Genomic DNA, 14,845 nt, shown 5'->3' with positions numbered 1-14,845 from the left:
GCGGTGTCCTCCGCCGCGGCCTCGCCCGGCACGGGCGTGGCCGGTGCCTGCGCGCTCGCCTCCGCGGCATCGGCACCGGCGGCGGCGAGGGCCGCCGCGAAGCCGCCGGCCGTGCCCTGCGCGCCCTGGCCGCGGCCGGCCGAGGGCGCGGCGGGGGCGGGGGCGGCGACGAGGCCGACGAGGCTCACGAGCTCGCCCCCGTCAGCAGGCCGAGCGCCGATGACAGGCCGGTCTGCTGCGTGGCGAAGACGCTCTGCATCGCGGTGAGCAGCTCGGCCTGCGTGGCCGTCGCGGCGGGGGTCGCGGCGACGGCGGGCGCGGCGGCGGTGGCCACGCGGCGGATCGTGGAGATCTCGCCGGGGGAGAGGTAGTTGTCGACGAGCTGCACGTCCTTGCCGGGGCGGGGAGCGTGGATGATCTTGCCGTCGCCGGCGTAGATCACGATGTGGCCCTCGCCCTTCGTGACGATGAGGTCGCCCGGCTGCGCCTGGTCGAGCGAGGGCACCTCCACGCCGATGTCGGCCTGGTCCTGCACCACGCGCGGCGCGTCGATGCCGAGGTCGGCGAGCACGCGCTGTACGAGGCCCGAGCAGTCCATGCCCGTCTCGTCCTCGCCGCCGAACACGTACGGCACGCCGAGGTAGTTCTTGGCCTGCGCCACGATGTCGGCGCCCGTGACGCCGCCGGCCGGGGCGCCGGCGAGCGTGTTCAGCACGGTGCCGAAGTCCGCGGCCCCGGTGCCGGCCGCCGCCGTCGCCGTGGTCGCGGCCCGGGCCGTCGACGTCGCGGCGGGCGTGCTCAGCTCCTGGATGGCGGACTGGATGCCGGCGATCCGATCCGTGATGGCGGAGATGCTCATGCGGCTCCTTCCCGGGGTGTGGACGCCCAGCGTCCCGTGGCGATCTCGTCGAGCGCGGTCTGCTCGGCGTGCAGCTCGCGGCTGCGCTCGCGCTCGAGGTGCGCGGCCTCGAGCTTCTCGAGTCCCCGCGCGCGGCGCTTGGCCTCGGCGTGCGCGCGGCGCGCATCCTCCTCGGCGTCGCGGCGCTCGTCGCTCAGCCGGCTCAGCTCGCTCAGCTGCGCCCTGGCCGCGGCGCGCGAGGCGGCGATGGCGGCGAGGGAGCGCACATCGACCGCGGCGTCGCCGGCGCCGGCGAGGGCGGCGCGCGTGCGGCGCTCGCCCGCCTCGGCCTGGCGCGCGGCGATCGACGCGCGCGACAGGCGCTCGGCGGCGGCGCGCTCCTGCACGCCGCGCAGCCGCAGCAGTCCGGAGAGGGAGAAGCGCTCGCTCATGACAGGTCTCCGAAAGACGACACGAGCACCTCGAGCCGTCGCCACGCCTCGGGGGCGGGGCACGACTCGTCGAGTGCCTGGGTGAGGAAGGCGGTGATGTCGCGGTCGTGCGCCACGGCGGCGTCGACGCGCGGATCGGCTCCCGGCTGGTAGGCGCCGATGTCGATGAGGTCCTTGGCGCCGCGGCGCGCGGCCATGACGGTGCGCAGCTGCGTGGCCAGCCGGCGCTGGTCGGCCGTGGTGATCTTCGACGCGACGCGCGAGATCGATCCGAGCGCGTCGATGGCCGGATGATGTCCCGTGACGGCGAGCGCGCGATCGAGGACGATGTGGCCGTCGAGGATCGAGCGCGCGGCGTCGGCGATCGGCTCGTTGTGGTCGTCGCCGTCGACGAGCACCGTGTACAGGCCGGTCACCGATCCGCGGCTGCCCGTGCCGGCGCGCTCGAGGAGCCGGGCGAGCACCGAGAACGTCGACGGCGGGTAGCCGCGCGTCGCCGGCGGCTCGCCGGCCGAGAGCCCGATCTCGCGCTGGGCCATGGCCACGCGGGTGAGGGAGTCCATCATGAGCACGGCGTGCGCGCCCTCGTCGCGGAACGACTCGGCGATGCGCGTCGCCGTGAACGCGGCGCGCAGGCGGGCCATCGCGGGCTGGTCGGAGGTCGCCACGACGACGACCGAGCGCGCGAGGCCCTCCGGCCCGAGGTCGTCCTCGAGGAACTCGCGCACCTCGCGGCCGCGCTCGCCGACGAGGGCGATGACGGCGACCTCGGCCTCGGTGCCGCGCGCGATCATCGACAGCAGCGACGACTTGCCCACGCCCGATCCGGCGAACAGGCCCAGCCGCTGGCCGCGGCCCACCGTCGTGAGCGTGTCGATCGCGCGCACGCCGAGCGAGAGCGGCGTGTCGATGCGGGCGCGATCCATCGCCGAGGGCGGATCGTTGTCGAGCGTGACGCGCGGGGCGTCGATCGGGCCCTTGCCGTCGATCGGGCGGCCCAGCCCGTCGAGCACCCGTCCGCGCAGCGCGTCGCCGGCGGGCACGCGCAGCGGTCCGCCGCCCGCGCGAGCGGGGGCGCCCGCCGTGAGCCCCGTGACGGGCGCGAGCGGCATGCAGCGCGCGCCGTCGGTGCCCGTCGCGACGACCTCCGCCGCGATCCCGTCGCCGAGCGTGACGAGGTCGCCGACGGCGCTGTCGAGCCCGCGCACCTCCACGGCGAGTCCGCGCACCTGCGCGACCGAGCCCATCCGCTCCGGTCGCACGGCCTCGAGCACGGCGTCCCAGCTCATGACCCGCCACCCGTCTCGGCGGCGTCGCCGGCCTCGAGGGCGCGGCGGGCGCGGTCGAAGGCCGCCGCGACCCGCGCGTCGACGAGGCCCTCGGGCAGCACCGCGACGGCGTCGCCGCGCGCCAGCGAGGCGTCGGCCGTGAGGGCGAGCCCGTCGGGCGCGGCACCGGCCTCGCGCAGCGTCTCGAGATCGACGGGGTTGAGACGCAGCTCCCGCACCTCGGCCGCGCCGGCGCCGGACAGCGCGCGGCGCACGGCGAGCGCCGCGGCGTCGTCCGCGGTGCTCAGCTCGCGGCCGACGACGGCCTCGGCCAGATCCACCGCGAGCCGCTCGAGCGTGCGGCAGCCCGCCTCGACGAGCTCGCGCTCCCGCGCGGCGAGCGCGGCCACGGCGGCGTCGAGCGCGACGAGCGCCTGGCCGATGCGGCGCTCGGCCGCGATGCGCTCCTGCTGGCGCTCGTGCGCGAGCTCCTCGCGGATGAGCGAGACGGCCTCGTTCGCGGCGCGCATGCCCGTGGCGTGACCGGCGGCGTAGCCGCGGATGCGGGCGGCCTCGAACTCGCGCTCCAGCTCGGCGCCGCGCCGGTCGATCCGGGGGAACACCGCCGAGGTGAACGAGGGGGCGTCAGTAGACATACTCGTCCTCGTCCGAGCGGTGCACCGTGATGTCGCCCGACGCCGCGAGCGAGCGGATCGTGCGGACGATGTCCGCCCTCGCCTCCTCGACCTGCGAGACGCGCACCGGGCCCATGATCCGGATCTCCTCGTCGAGCACCTCGCGGTTGCGCTCCGAGACGTTCTTGCGGATGACGTCGGCGATCGCCTGGTTCACGCCCTTCAGCGCGAGGGCCAGCGTGCGGATGTCGACGCCGCGCAGCACGCGCTGGGCGTCGCGGTCCTCGAGCTTGACGATGTCGGCGAAGGTGACCATGCGCGAGCGGATCTCCTCGGCCAGCGCCGTGTCGCGCGCGTCGATGCTCTCGAGCAGCGCCTTCTCGATCGTGGCGTCGGAGCGGTTGATGATCTCGACGAGCGGCTGCACGCCGCCCACCGCCTCGGCCCCCTCGCGCATCGCGAACACGCCCGTGCGCGAGCGCATCGTCTCGGCCACGACCGCGATCGCCTCCTGCGTCGCCGATCCCATCGTCGCGATCGACTGCGCGACGTCGGTGCGCAGCGGATCGGGGAGGGCGGCGAGCACGTGGGCGGCGTGGCTGGTGCGCAGGTGCGCCAGGATGAGCGCGATCGTCTGGGGCAGCTCGCCCTCCAGCAGCGTCGCGAGCTGCTCGGGGTCGGCCGCGTTGAGGAACTCCAGCGAGGTGCCGGCCATGCTCGAGTTCACGCGCGTGAGCACGCCCGCGGCGCGGTCGGCGCCGAACGACGCCTCCAGCAGCGAGGCGGCGACGTCGCGGCCGCCGCGGCCCGGCGGCAGGTGCCCCTTCGCGAGCCGGTGGAACTCGCGCAGCGCGCGCGCCGTCGTGGCGGCGTCGGGCTGGCGCATCCGGATGATCTCGGCGGCGATCTCCTCGGCCTCGGTCTCGGTGAGGTGCTTCATGACCTCCACCGCCCGGGAGCGATCGAGGTTCATGAGGACGACGGCCGCCTTCTGCGTGCCGGTGAGCGTGCTCACACGCTCACCTCCTCGCCGATCATGGCGCGCAGCGCCTCGGCGGTCTTCTGCGGGTCGCGGCGCGCGATCGACTCGAGCTCGATGCGGTGGCGCTCGAGCGCGATCTGGTCGGGCTCCGGCCCCTCGGGCTCCGGGTCGATGTCGAGGCCGAGCGGAACGGTGGGCGGCGTCTCGATCTGGGGCGTCTCGAAGGCGACCGTGGGCGGCTCCGCCGCGTCCTGCGGCGTGAGCAGGAGCGTCGGGGTGGCGTCGAGGGCGGCCATCGGCTCCATCTCGTCCGCGGTGCGGCGGCGGCGCAGGCGCACGGCGAGGATGATCACGCCGATCAGCAGCGGCAGGGCGATGGCGACGGCGATCGCGGCGGTGCGCAGCAGCGCGTCCATCCGCTCGGCCTGCTCGGCCTCGCGCGCCTGCTCCAGCGCGGCCTGCGCGGCATCGGCGTCGGCCGTGCTGAAGGGCATCGTCGCCACGGTCACCTGGTCGCCGCGCGCGGCGTCGAGGCCGGCGGCGGTGGCGACGAGCTCCTCGAGCTGGCCCACGTCGAGGCCGGCGGCGGCCTCCTCGTTCACCGCGACCGAGACCGTCTGGCGCTCGATGGCCCCGGCGGGCGTCGAGACGCGCTCGGTGCTCTTGTTCACGCTGTTGTCGACGATCGTCTCGCTCGACTCGTACGATCCGGCGCCCTGGCCGTCGGGCACGGCGATGTTGTCGGGGCCGAGCACGCCGGCGCCGCCTCCCGTGCCCGTGTACGTCTCGGTGCGCGTCTCCTCCGTCGCGGGCGGCACGTCCTCCGGGTTCGTGAACGTCTCGTCCACCCGCTCGCTCGTGGCGTTGGACACGTCGGCGGCGACCGTGACGGTGGCGTTGCCGGCGCCGACGACGCGATCGAGCATCTCCTGGATGCTCGCGGCCACCTTGGCCTCGTAGGCCGAGGCCTGGTCGTCGAGACCGCCGGCCGGGCCGGTGCCCACGGCCGAGAGCGTCTCGCCCGCCTGGTCGATCACGGCGACGTTCTCGGGCGCCATGCCGCTGATCGCGGCGGAGGTGAGGTGCACGATCGCGTTCACCTGTTCGCGGCTGAGCGTCGATCCGGACTTCGTCTCGACGAAGACCGAGGCGGTGGGATCGACCGTCTCGGAGACGAATACGCTCTCCTCGGGGATCGCCAACTGCACCGAGGCCGCGCCTACGCCCTCCATGGACGAGATCGTGCGGGCCAGCTCGCCCTCGATCGCGCGCTTGTACGTGACCGACTGCTGGAACTCGCTCGTGGTCACGCCCATGTCGTCGAGCAGGGTGTAGCCGTTCGTGCCGTCGCCCGGCAGGCCCGCCGCGGCGGCGGCGAGGCGCTGGTCGTACACGTCCTGCTGCGGCACGAGCACCGTCGCGCCGCCGTCGGCGAGCTCGTACGGAACGTTCGCGGTCTGCAGCTGCTCGACCACGGCGCTCGCGTCGGTGGCGGTGAGCCCCGTGAACAGCGGCGCGTACTGGGGCCGCGTCAGCCAGCTCGTCAGGGCGATCACGCCGAGCGCGAGCACGGCCACGCCGATGATGGCGATCGTGCGCTGCGCGAGCGTGAAGCCCGAGATCGCGCGCCCGATCCGCCCGAAGAAGCCGCTCACCGCCTGGGGCATCAGGCTTGCATCCTCATGATCTCGTTGAAGGCGTCGACGCCCTTGTTGCGCACGGCCGCGACGAGCTCGAGCGTGACCGAGGCGCGCGTGGAGGCGATCATCGCCGAGTGGATGTCGTCGAGGTCACCGGTCACGGCGGCCACGGCGAGCTCGTTCGAGGTGGCCTGCAGCTTCGCCAGCTCGTCGACCGCGCCCGTGACGGAGTCCGCGAACGCGGTGCCGTCGGTGGCGGGGGCCGTGGGGCGGGGGAGCAGCGCATCGGCCGCGCCCGAGAGGGAGTCGATGGCGTCGATGGGGGGCATCAGGAGCGTCCGATCTGCAGGGCGGCCTCGTAGGTCGTCTTCGCGCGGTCCACCACGGCGGCGCTCGCCTGGTAGCCGCGCTGGGCCAGGATGAGCTGGCTCATCTGGGCGCCGAGGTCGATGTCGGGGTAGCGCACGTAGCCGTCGTCGTCGGCGAGCGGGTGGTCGGGCTCGTACACCACGCGGCCCTCCTCGTCCCCGTACGCGATGCCCGCGACGTACACGCCGGGGCTGTCCGCCGAGTTCTGGACCGTCACGTAGCGCTCCTGGAACGCCGCCTCGTCGGTGGCGCGGGCGTTGTTGACGTTGGCGATGTTGTCGCTGAGGGCGTCGAGCCACTTGCGGTGCACCGTCAGGCCGGTGCCGGCGATGCCGATCGCGTCGAAGGTCACGCGTTCCTCCTCACGAGGTCGTGCGCAGGGCCGTGCGCACGCCGTTGAACGAGCCGCCGATGGCCTGGCTGGCGAACTGGTAGCGCAGGACGGTGTCGATGTTCGACAGGGTCTCGGTGTCGAGGTTGACGTTGTTGCCGTTCAGCCGCGTGGGCTCGAGCGACTCGGCGGTCGTCGCCTCGGCGACGCCGGAGCCCTCGGCCACCGAGCGGGCGAGGGCGTCCTCGAACTGCACCCGCTTGGCGTGATAGCCGGGGGTGTTGACGTTCGCGATGTTGTCGGCGATTGCGCGCTGTCGCTGCGACAGGCCGTCGAGCGCGCTCGTGAGGGCGCTGAGGGTGACCGAGTCGAACACGAGGACGTGTGCCCTTCAATAGCAGCTGTCCGGCCGATCCGTGGCCTGAGGGTCGAGCGATCCGTGCTCACGGTGCTCTATCGGCAGCCGCGCGCCGCGCGTTAGGAGCGGGTTCTCAGCCGTCCAGATCGACGTAGGCCGGGCGCCCCTCCGGCGCCCCCGGAACGCGCCGCAGCGCGGTCAGCTGCGAGACGGTCTCGTCGCGCTCGCGGGCCAGCGCCGCCACGCGCTCGCGCTGCGCCTGCAGCACCCGGCGCGCCCGCGCCTCGAGCTCGGGCGGCAGATCGGCGGCCGGCCTCGCCCACGCCGTCGGCGCGGTGCCGGGCGCGAGGTCGCGCTCGAAGCGGTCGAGGAGCGCCGCCCATTCGCGCAGCGCGTCGCTGTCAGGCATGGGCGTGCACCGGGGCGGCCGCGGCCTGCGCGGCGCCGTGCCAGGCCTCGCGCAGCGGCGCGATGAGGTCGCGGCACTCGCGCGTGCGCTGCGGGTCGCGGCCGATGTTCGCCCCGATCAGGGTCGTGGTGAGGTGCACGTAGAGCGCGCGCAGCGAGGCGCTGCCGTCCCACGTGTCGGCGAGCGAGGCGTTCAGCTCGGCGACGATCGCCTGCGCGTGCACGAGGTGCGTGGAGGCGTCCTGCCAGTTCCCGGCGAGCTGGGCGGCCTCGCCGCGCTCGACGTCGAGCAGCAGTCGGTCGTACAGCATCGTGACGAGGCGCTCGGGCGTGGCCGACAGCACGGCGTCGGCCTGGTAGCGCTGCTGGGCGGCGCGCAGCTGTGCGACGCGAGCGCCGGGTGCGAGTCCGGTCATCACTTCTTCCCTGTGTCGTAGCTCGGCAGCGCGGACAGCTGCGTGGTGAGGTAGGCCTGCTGGGACTGCATCTGCGAGAGCATCGTCTCGAGGCTCGCGTAGGTCCGCTCCAGCGTGGCGCGGCGCTGCTCGAGGCGCAGGTCCCAGCGCTCGATCTGGTCCTCGAGGGCGTCGACCTCGCTCTCCTGCCCCGTGATGCGGGTGGTGAGCATGCCGTCGTACGGGTCGGAGTACTGCTTGGTGACCGTCTCGACGCGCCCCGCGATGCCGGTGAAGACGCTCTCGACGAGGGCGGGATCGTCCGCCAGTGCGGCCTCGAACTTCTCGGCGTCGAAGCTGAGCACGCCGTAGCGGTCGATCGAGATGCCGATCGACGAGGGCGAGACGCCGTCGACGGGGTACTGCACGGCGTCGGCCAGCGCGCGGCGCAGCGCCCGCACGGTGCTGTCGCCCGTGTAGACGCCGAGGGTCGTGCTCTCGCCGGCGCCGCCGACCGTCGCCTTGGAGCCCTCGTCGATGCGCTTGAGCACCGCGGCGATCGAGTCGACGAACGTCTTCGCGGTCTTGGCGCTCGCGGCCGGGTCGGCGGCGACCGACACGGTGACGGGCTCGGCGCTCGCCTTCGACACGGTCACATCGATGCCCGGCATGAGCTCGTCGAAGGTGTTGGTGGCCGAGGTGACGACCTGCTCGGCCGCCGTGCCCGCCCACAGCCGCACCTGCGCGTCCTGGGCCCGGGTGACGACGGCCGCGCCGGGCTCGGTCGCGAGGTCGACGGCGGTGCCCGCGTCGACGGAGGCGGCGTCGCCCCGGTACAGCTGGAAGGTGCCGGCGGCGCCGCTGGCGTTCGCGACGAGCTGCAGGCGCTGCAGCGGGTCGCCGTTCGCGTCGACGCCGGCCGAGACGACCTGCGCGGTCACGGGCGCGCCCGTCTTGTTGATGGCGGCGGCGACCTCGGTGAGAGAGGTGCCGACCGCGACGATCTCGGTCTGGTCGCCCTCGGCGTCGACGAGCGTGAGGGTGGGCGGCTGCTCGGGCCACTCCGTCAGCGCCGACGTCACGACGGTGTGGGCCGTGGCCACGCGGTCGACGACGACCTCCATGCGCGACGCGGCGGCCCCGGCGGAGGCGGTCACGGCGACGGCTTCGCTCGAGCTCGTGGCGGTGTAGGCGGCGAGTGAGTCGGCCTTCTTCGCGCCGGTCGCCTTCGTGAGCAGGTCCTGCAGCGAGGTGTTCAGGGTCTGCAGGTGGCTGATGACGACGCCCTTGTCGTCCGCCTTGTTCTGCAGCAGGGTGCGGGGGATCGCCTGGACGTCCATGAGGGCGTCGGTCAGCGCGGTCGTGTCGAGTCCGGACGCGAGTCCGTCGAGCGAGAGTGACATGTCGCCTTCCCGGTTCGGGGGATGGTGGGGGACCGCCCGGGCGAGAGCGGAGGCCGCGTCTCGCCCGGGCGGTCAGCCGGCTCACTGCAGCAGCTGCAGCACGCCCTGCGTCGACTGGTTCGCCTGCGCGAGCATGGCGGTGCCGGCCTGCGACAGGATGTTCGCGGCGGTGTACTTGACCATCTCCGACGCCATGTCGGTGTCGCGGATGCGACTCTCCGCGGCCGAGAGGTTCTCGGACGACACGTTGAGGCTGTTGATGGTCGACTCGAAGCGGTTCTGCGCCGCACCGAGCTCCGAACGCGACGACGAGATCGCGGTGATCGCCTCGTCGATCGCCGTGATCGCTTCGGCAGCCGCCGTGGCGCTGCCGAAGGCGACCTCCATGGTGGCGGTGGCGGCAACGGCGGGGGCCGCGGGGGTGACAACAGTTCCAGTGCCGTCGGTAACCGCCGGCGTACCCGGCTCGCCGTAGGTCAGCTCCACGACGCCGTCCAGCGCGGCCTTGAGGTCGGTGAGCGTGACGCTGATCTGCGACGACGAGTCGCCGTCCGCGCCGACCTGGAACGACAGGGCGTCGCCGCCCTTCAGCAGGCTGATGCCGTTGAAGTTGGTCGACTCGGCGATGCGGCCGAGCTCGGCCGACAGCTGGGTCGCCTCGTTCGTGATCGCGGCGCGCGACTCGTCGTTGTTCGAGTCGTTGCCGGCCTGCACCGCGAGGTCGCGCATGCGCTGCAGGATGGAGTGGACCTCCGTCAGGGCGCCTTCCGCGGTCTGGATGACCGAGATGCCGTCCTGGGCGTTACGGGCGGCCACGTTCAGGCCGTTGACCTGCGAGCGCAGGCCCTCGGAGATCGCGAGACCGGCCGCGTCGTCCGCCGCGCGGTTGATCCGCAGGCCGCTCGAGAGCTTCTCGAGCGACTTCGACAGATCGTTCTGCGTGTTGGACAGGTTGCGGTAGGCGTTGAGCGCCGACACGTTGGTGTTGATCTGCATACCCATGGTGTTCCTCCGTGACTGGGTGGTGGTGCGGAGCCCGTCCGTGAGCTCCATGCAGACCTATCGGCAGCGCCCGCCCATCCGTTAGGTGCGGCGCGAGCCGATCAGGCGCCGGCCGCGCGGGGGAGGAACGCGTGGGCGAGGCGGCCGCCGCCGGCGGCGATGCGGTCGAAGTACGACTCCCGCGCCGAGGTCGACACGCGCGAGGTGGGCACGGGCAGCGCGGTGGGCTCGTCGGCGTAGAAGCGGTCGAGCGCGTCGCGCAGCAGGCGCAGCGCCTCCGAGCGCTGCTGCGACACGGCCGAGTGCGACACGCCCAGCTCCGCCGCCACGTCCTTGACCGGGCGCTCCTCGAAGTACACGGCCTGCACGATGAAGCGCATCCGCTCCGGCAGCGCGGCGATCGCGCGGGTCAGCACGTCCTGCCGCTCGCCCAGCACGGCGGTGTCCTCGGGCAGCGGCTGCTCGGCGGCCACCTCGTAGACGCTCGGCTCGTCGATGCTGGTGACCGTGCGGGCCGCGTCGGCGAGGCTCTCGGCCACCGCCTCCGTGTCGACGCCCATCGCGGTGGCGATCTCGTCGTGCGTGGGGGTGCGACCCAGGCCCGCCGCGAGCGTGTCGCGCACCGCCACGGTCTCCTTGATGCGGCGCCGAATGCCGCGCGAGGCCCAGTCCATCGAGCGCATCTCGTCGGCGAAGGCGCCCAGGATGCGCCGCCTGGCGTACGCTCCGAACGGAACGCCCTGTTCGGGATCGAAGGCCTCGGCGGCGGTCACGAGTGCGAGCGCTCCGGCCGCGGCCAGATCCTCGCGCGGAATGTGGGTGGCGCGCGAGCTGAGCTCGGCAGCCAGGAAGCCCACCAGGGGCAGGTTCTCGACGATGAGCCGATCGCGCTCGACATGCGTCATGCCGGAGCCGCCTTTCGGGGGAACGGGGCGGTGGGAGGGGAGCGAGTCTTCGGTTGTGTGCCCGGGGACATATCGGGGAGAACTACCCATACTGCCCGGATATGGGTAACCGTAATAGGGAACCGGTCGACAGTGTCAAGCGGGATGGCCTGGCGTGTCGCGGATGAGGGGGGAGAGGGGCGTGGTCGCATGGGAGCGAATGAGCTGTCGATGAGGCTGTGGCGTGAGCGCGAGCTCCTCCAGCGGCTGCTGTTCAAGCTCGAGGTGCAGGAGCTCATCCTCGCGGCGGGACGCTCGCGCTGGGTGCAGCTCGCCTCCGACGAGGTCGAGGGAGTGCTCGGTCAGATGCGGCACCTGGGTCTCGGCCGCGCGATCGAGGTGACCTCGGTTGCCGAGGAATGGGGCGCGCCGACGGATGCGTCGCTGCGCGAGCTCATCGCGCATGCGCCCACCGATGCCTGGCGCGAGGTCTTCGAGGAGCACCTGCGCGCCCTGACGGCACTTGCGGGCGAGGTCGCGGAACGGCGCGACGCGAACACCGTGCAGCTGCGCGCGGCGCTGCGCGCGACCCAGGAGGCGATCGCGGGTCTGGGCGTGCAGACCGGCGAGTACGGCGTCGACGGCGCCAGCGCCAAGGGGGACGCCGCGCCGCGCATCCTCGACACCGAACTGTGACAGCACACGCGAGCTGAGGGAGAGATCTTGTCCACCTTCTCGGGACTGAACACCGCCGCCTCGGCGCTGGCCGCCGCGCGGCGCGGCATCGACGTGACCGGTCAGAACATCGCCAACCAGAACACCCCCGGCTACACGCGCCAGCGGCTGGAGACCTCGGCGCTGGCGCCCGTCGCGCGGGCCGGCATGTTCAGCACGGGCGTCGTGCCCGGCCAGGGCGTCTCGATGGACGGCATCGCGCGGCTCGGCGACGCGCTGCTCGACGCGCGCGTGCGCGACGCGGTGGGCGCCTCGGCGTACTGGGGCGTGCGCGCCGAGGTGGCCGGCATCGCGGAGTCCGCCCTGTCCGAGCCGACCGAGGCCGGCCTCGCCGCCGCGCTCACCCGCTTCTGGAACGGCTGGCAGGACCTCGCCAACTCGCCGGACTCCGAGGCCGCCGCCGCCGTCGTGCTGAACAACGCCGGCGTGCTGTCGTCGCAGATCGCCGCCGGCTACACAGCGGTCACGGATCAGTGGAGCGGCCTGCGCGCGGGCGTAGACCTCACGGTGTCCGAGGTGAACGTGGCCGCCGACGAGATCGCGCAGCTGAACCGCGAGATCCGCGACGCCCTGAACTCGGGCCGCTCGGCCAACGAGCTCATGGATCGGCGCGGCGTGCTGGCCGAGGAGGTCGCGCGCCAGACGGGCGCGCAGGCGACCATCGAGCCCGACGGCACCATGACGGTGCGGATCGACGGCAACGCGCTCGCCGCGGGCACCGAGTCGCGCCACCTCGTCGCGAGCGGACCGCAGGGGCTCGCGGAGGGCGAGCCCGTCACCGTGGCGTGGGCGCACCGGCCGGACGTGCCGCTGGCCTCGGTGGGCGGCGCGCTGGGCGGCACGCTGTCGGTGCTCGCGCCCGCGGCCGACGGCGGCACGCTGGCCGGCGTCGCGGACGCCTACAACCGCCTGGCCACGAGCCTCGCGACCACCGTGAACGCGCAGCACGCCGAGGGCGTGACGTCCGACGGCACGCCGGGCGGGGCGTTCTTCGACGCCTCCGGCACCGGCGCACCCGCCCTGCTGCTGCGGGTCGTGCCGACGAGCGGCCGCGAGCTCGCGATCGCGCGCCCGGACAGCGGGGCGCACGACTCGTCCAATGCCGACGCGATCTCGCAGATCGGCACCGCCGCCGGCTCGCCCGACGCGCTGTGGGCCGACTTCGTCACGAGCCTGGGCGTCGCCACGGCCGGCGACGCCCAGCGCGCGACGGTCGCGGAGGTGGCCGCCGTGACGAGCGCCGCCGCCCAGCAGTCCGTCGCCGGCGTGGACGGCGACGAGGAGACGATCAACCTCCTCACCTACCAGACGGCCTACCAGGCCGCCGCCCGCGTGCTCACGGCCGTCGACGAGGCGCTCGACGTCCTCATCAACCGCACCGGCCTCGTGGGCCGCTGAGCCCGGAACGTCCGAAAGGCAACACGATGATCTCCCGCGTGACCGCGCAGACCATGACGCAGGCGTCGCTGCGCCACCTCCAGAGCAACCTCGCCGAGCTCTCGAAGCTGCAGGAGAAGGCCACCTCGCAACGCGCCTTCCTCTCGCCCTCCGAGAACCCCTCGGCCGCCGCCGCGACGCTCGCGGTGCACGCCGAGCAGGGGCGCAACGAGCAGTACGCGCGCAACATCGACGACGCCATGGCGTGGGTGACCACCGCCGACCAGGCCATCTCGTCGGGCGTCACCCTCATGCAGCGGGTGCGCGTGCTCACGCTGCAGGGCGCCAACGACGGCGCCCTCGACGCCACGGCGAAGGAGGCCATCGCCGTCGAGCTCGAGACGATCCGCGACGAGCTGCTCGCCGCCGCGAACACCCGGCTGCTCGGGCGCTCGGTGTTCGCCGGCACGTCGGACGCCGCATCCGCCTTCCAGGGTGGCGACTACGCGTACAACGGCGTGCCGGGCTCAGAGGTGACGCGCCGCATCTCGGACGGCGTCACGGTGCGCGTCGACGCCGACGGCGCGGCCGTCTTCGGGGAAGGCGCCGACTCGGCCTTCGCCCTCGTCGACAGCATCATCGCCGACCTGCGCGCCGGCGTGAACGTGGGCGCGCACGTGACCGCGATCGACGAGCGCACCACGGCTATGCTCAGTGCCCAGGGTGCCGTGGGTGCCCGCCAGGCACAGATCGAGCGCGCGCAGGAGGTGGCCGTGAACAAGTCGGTCTCGCTCGAGACGCGCCGCGCCGCGGTCGAGGACGTCGACACCGTCGAGGTGCTCGTGCAGCTGCGGGCGCAGGAGCTCGTGTACCAGTCGTCGCTGCAGGTCACCAGCCGCGTGCTGCAGCCCACCCTGCTGGACTTCCTCGCGTGAGCGCGGCCCTGCAGTTCGTCGCCCCGCCGCCGGGGCTGGCCCCGCACACGGAGTTCGTGCTGTCGCCCGTCGACGGCGCCGACGGCCTGTTCGCGCTGCGCGCCGTCGCCGACGCCGACCTGCGCGTGTTCCTCGTCGATCCGGCCGTGTCGCTGCCCGGCTACGCGCCCGTGCTCACCGACGAGCAGGCCCAGGCGCTCGCGCTCGACTCCGCCGACGACGCGCTCGTGCTCGTCGTGGCGAACCCCGGCGCCGACGGCGTGCACGTGAACCTGCTCGCGCCGGTCGTCGTCAACACCGCGACGGGAGCCGCCGCCCAGGTGATCCTGGAGGGTCAGGACCTGCCGCTGCGCGCCCCGCTCGGCTGAGGCTCCCTCAGCCCTCGGGCCCCTGACCCGCGTCGAACGCCTCGCGATAGCGGGCGTCGGCCTCCTCGAGCAGCCGGTCGTCCAGTCGCGCGACGGGCACGGCGTGCGCGAGCAGCGGCTCGCAGTCGGGTCCGCGGCCCACGAGCCGGCCGGTGAGCACCCACGCGTGCCGGTCGGGGTGCGCCTCCGCGAGGTGCCGGTACTGGCACAGCTGGCGCGCCAGCCAGTCGGCGACCGGCCGCGTCCACCACGGCTCGGGCGCGAGCGGATTGACCGAGAGACCGGGCAGCTCCAGCCCGCTCTCGGTGTCCATGCTGCCGCCGTCGCCGTCGTCCGCCGGGCCCTGCGAGTAGCGCGCGTGCAGCGCGGGCCGCGCGGCCACCAGCTCCTCCAGCTCCGCGAGCGAGCGCACGGGCTCTCGCTCGTACTCCTCCCGCTCGAGCATCCGATCCGTCATCGTGCGGA

Annotated in this window: 19 protein-coding genes and 1 pseudogene; 4 read left to right on the top strand and 16 right to left on the bottom strand. The window is 73.7% G+C overall.

What is annotated here, in order from left to right:
• The 15 genes and pseudogenes from ACODR5_RS10785 to ACODR5_RS10715 form a co-directional block, all read right to left on the bottom strand.
• Nucleotides 1-188 (bottom strand): annotated as a pseudogene (locus ACODR5_RS10785) (hypothetical protein); the annotation flags it as partial.
• A complete protein-coding gene (locus ACODR5_RS10780; protein ID WP_460816702.1) occupies nucleotides 185-859 on the bottom strand; it encodes a C40 family peptidase in 675 nt (224 codons plus the stop codon). The pseudogene ACODR5_RS10785 and the gene ACODR5_RS10780, both read right to left, overlap by 4 nt.
• Complete coding sequence (locus ACODR5_RS10775; RefSeq protein WP_488983634.1) at nucleotides 856-1,290, bottom strand: hypothetical protein; 435 nt, start codon at nucleotides 1,288-1,290, stop codon at nucleotides 856-858. The genes ACODR5_RS10780 and ACODR5_RS10775 overlap by 4 nt, the downstream gene beginning before the upstream one ends.
• Nucleotides 1,287-2,579, bottom strand: a complete 1,293-nt coding sequence (locus tag ACODR5_RS10770; protein ID WP_460816698.1) for a FliI/YscN family ATPase — start codon at nucleotides 2,577-2,579, stop codon at nucleotides 1,287-1,289. The genes ACODR5_RS10775 and ACODR5_RS10770 overlap by 4 nt, the downstream gene beginning before the upstream one ends.
• The gene (locus ACODR5_RS10765; protein ID WP_460816696.1) at nucleotides 2,576-3,214 is read right to left on the bottom strand and encodes a FliH/SctL family protein; all 639 of its coding nucleotides are present in this window, start codon (nucleotides 3,212-3,214) and stop codon (nucleotides 2,576-2,578) included. Before ACODR5_RS10765 ends, ACODR5_RS10770 begins: the two co-directional genes overlap by 4 nt.
• The gene (gene fliG / locus ACODR5_RS10760) at nucleotides 3,204-4,208 is read right to left on the bottom strand and encodes a flagellar motor switch protein FliG (protein ID WP_449853951.1); all 1,005 of its coding nucleotides are present in this window, start codon (nucleotides 4,206-4,208) and stop codon (nucleotides 3,204-3,206) included. Before fliG ends, ACODR5_RS10765 begins: the two co-directional genes overlap by 11 nt.
• Entirely contained in the window at nucleotides 4,205-5,842 is a 1,638-nt protein-coding gene (fliF, locus tag ACODR5_RS10755) for a flagellar basal-body MS-ring/collar protein FliF (RefSeq protein WP_460816694.1), read from the bottom strand. The genes fliG and fliF overlap by 4 nt, the downstream gene beginning before the upstream one ends.
• Complete coding sequence (gene fliE, locus ACODR5_RS10750) at nucleotides 5,842-6,144, bottom strand: flagellar hook-basal body complex protein FliE (RefSeq protein ID WP_460816692.1); 303 nt, start codon at nucleotides 6,142-6,144, stop codon at nucleotides 5,842-5,844. The genes fliF and fliE overlap by 1 nt, the downstream gene beginning before the upstream one ends.
• Nucleotides 6,144-6,536, bottom strand: a complete 393-nt coding sequence (locus tag ACODR5_RS10745; RefSeq protein WP_460816690.1) for a flagellar basal body rod protein FlgC — start codon at nucleotides 6,534-6,536, stop codon at nucleotides 6,144-6,146. Before ACODR5_RS10745 ends, fliE begins: the two co-directional genes overlap by 1 nt.
• 10 nt (nucleotides 6,537-6,546) lie before the next feature.
• Nucleotides 6,547-6,891 carry a flagellar basal body rod protein FlgB gene (locus ACODR5_RS10740; protein ID WP_460816688.1) on the bottom strand — a complete coding sequence of 115 codons (345 nt, stop codon included), beginning with the start codon at nucleotides 6,889-6,891 and terminating at the stop codon, nucleotides 6,547-6,549.
• Nucleotides 6,892-7,006: 115 nt separating this feature from the next.
• A complete protein-coding gene (locus ACODR5_RS10735; RefSeq protein WP_488983633.1) occupies nucleotides 7,007-7,282 on the bottom strand; it encodes a hypothetical protein in 276 nt (91 codons plus the stop codon).
• Complete coding sequence (gene fliS, locus ACODR5_RS10730) at nucleotides 7,275-7,697, bottom strand: flagellar export chaperone FliS (protein ID WP_488983632.1); 423 nt, start codon at nucleotides 7,695-7,697, stop codon at nucleotides 7,275-7,277. The genes ACODR5_RS10735 and fliS overlap by 8 nt, the downstream gene beginning before the upstream one ends.
• A complete protein-coding gene (fliD, locus tag ACODR5_RS10725) occupies nucleotides 7,697-9,079 on the bottom strand; it encodes a flagellar filament capping protein FliD (RefSeq protein WP_488983631.1) in 1,383 nt (460 codons plus the stop codon). Before fliD ends, fliS begins: the two co-directional genes overlap by 1 nt.
• A gap of 81 nt (nucleotides 9,080-9,160) precedes the next feature.
• A complete protein-coding gene (locus ACODR5_RS10720; protein WP_488983630.1) occupies nucleotides 9,161-10,081 on the bottom strand; it encodes a flagellin N-terminal helical domain-containing protein in 921 nt (306 codons plus the stop codon).
• 101 nt (nucleotides 10,082-10,182) lie between these two features.
• Complete coding sequence (locus ACODR5_RS10715) at nucleotides 10,183-10,986, bottom strand: sigma-70 family RNA polymerase sigma factor (protein ID WP_488983629.1); 804 nt, start codon at nucleotides 10,984-10,986, stop codon at nucleotides 10,183-10,185.
• A gap of 144 nt (nucleotides 10,987-11,130) precedes the next feature.
• Here ACODR5_RS10715 and flgN point away from each other — a divergent pair, with 144 nt between their 5' ends.
• From flgN to ACODR5_RS10695, 4 genes are read left to right on the top strand one after another with little or no spacing between them, the layout of a single operon-like run.
• Entirely contained in the window at nucleotides 11,131-11,661 is a 531-nt protein-coding gene (gene flgN / locus ACODR5_RS10710) for a flagellar export chaperone FlgN (protein ID WP_488983628.1), read from the top strand.
• Between the two features lie 27 nt (nucleotides 11,662-11,688).
• Nucleotides 11,689-13,098 (top strand): flagellar hook-associated protein FlgK, encoded by a 1,410-nt coding sequence (flgK, locus tag ACODR5_RS10705; RefSeq protein WP_488983627.1) that lies wholly within the window; start codon nucleotides 11,689-11,691, stop codon nucleotides 13,096-13,098.
• A gap of 38 nt (nucleotides 13,099-13,136) precedes the next feature.
• Nucleotides 13,137-14,012 carry a flagellar hook-associated protein FlgL gene (gene flgL / locus ACODR5_RS10700; RefSeq protein WP_488983626.1) on the top strand — a complete coding sequence of 292 codons (876 nt, stop codon included), beginning with the start codon at nucleotides 13,137-13,139 and terminating at the stop codon, nucleotides 14,010-14,012.
• Nucleotides 14,009-14,380, top strand: coding sequence for a flagellar assembly protein FliW (locus ACODR5_RS10695; RefSeq protein WP_488983625.1), 372 nt, complete (start codon nucleotides 14,009-14,011; stop codon nucleotides 14,378-14,380). The genes flgL and ACODR5_RS10695 overlap by 4 nt, the downstream gene beginning before the upstream one ends.
• 7 nt (nucleotides 14,381-14,387) lie before the next feature.
• On the opposite strand, the gene ACODR5_RS10690 is transcribed toward ACODR5_RS10695, so the two are convergent.
• Nucleotides 14,388-14,837 (bottom strand): DUF6098 family protein, encoded by a 450-nt coding sequence (locus tag ACODR5_RS10690; RefSeq protein ID WP_460816670.1) that lies wholly within the window; start codon nucleotides 14,835-14,837, stop codon nucleotides 14,388-14,390.
• Nucleotides 14,838-14,845: the final 8 nt, after the last annotated feature.

The sequence above is a fragment of the Microbacterium sp. FG3 genome (assembly GCF_057809335.1).
The sequence above is the reverse complement of the archived record's forward strand: the minus strand, read 5'-3'. Positions and strand labels throughout refer to the sequence as shown.

Excerpts from the sequence above, each read along its gene's own strand:
- ACODR5_RS10715 (WP_488983629.1), bottom strand. The coding sequence starts at position 10,986 with ATGACGCATGTCGAGCGCGATCGGCTCATCGTCGAGAACCTGCCCCTG.
- flgN (WP_488983628.1), top strand. The coding sequence starts at position 11,131 with ATGGCCTGGCGTGTCGCGGATGAGGGGGGAGAGGGGCGTGGTCGCATG.
- fliF (WP_460816694.1), bottom strand. The coding sequence starts at position 5,842 with ATGCCCCAGGCGGTGAGCGGCTTCTTCGGGCGGATCGGGCGCGCGATC.
- fliS (WP_488983632.1), bottom strand. The coding sequence starts at position 7,697 with ATGACCGGACTCGCACCCGGCGCTCGCGTCGCACAGCTGCGCGCCGCC.
- fliD (WP_488983631.1), bottom strand. The coding sequence starts at position 9,079 with ATGTCACTCTCGCTCGACGGACTCGCGTCCGGACTCGACACGACCGCG.
- ACODR5_RS10775 (WP_488983634.1), bottom strand. The coding sequence starts at position 1,290 with ATGAGCGAGCGCTTCTCCCTCTCCGGACTGCTGCGGCTGCGCGGCGTG.
- ACODR5_RS10720 (WP_488983630.1), bottom strand. The coding sequence starts at position 10,081 with ATGGGTATGCAGATCAACACCAACGTGTCGGCGCTCAACGCCTACCGC.
- fliE (WP_460816692.1), bottom strand. The coding sequence starts at position 6,144 with ATGCCCCCCATCGACGCCATCGACTCCCTCTCGGGCGCGGCCGATGCG.
- ACODR5_RS10780 (WP_460816702.1), bottom strand. The coding sequence starts at position 859 with ATGAGCATCTCCGCCATCACGGATCGGATCGCCGGCATCCAGTCCGCC.
- ACODR5_RS10735 (WP_488983633.1), bottom strand. The coding sequence starts at position 7,282 with ATGCCTGACAGCGACGCGCTGCGCGAATGGGCGGCGCTCCTCGACCGC.
- ACODR5_RS10765 (WP_460816696.1), bottom strand. The coding sequence starts at position 3,214 with ATGTCTACTGACGCCCCCTCGTTCACCTCGGCGGTGTTCCCCCGGATC.
- ACODR5_RS10770 (WP_460816698.1), bottom strand. The coding sequence starts at position 2,579 with ATGAGCTGGGACGCCGTGCTCGAGGCCGTGCGACCGGAGCGGATGGGC.
- ACODR5_RS10690 (WP_460816670.1), bottom strand. The coding sequence starts at position 14,837 with ATGACGGATCGGATGCTCGAGCGGGAGGAGTACGAGCGAGAGCCCGTG.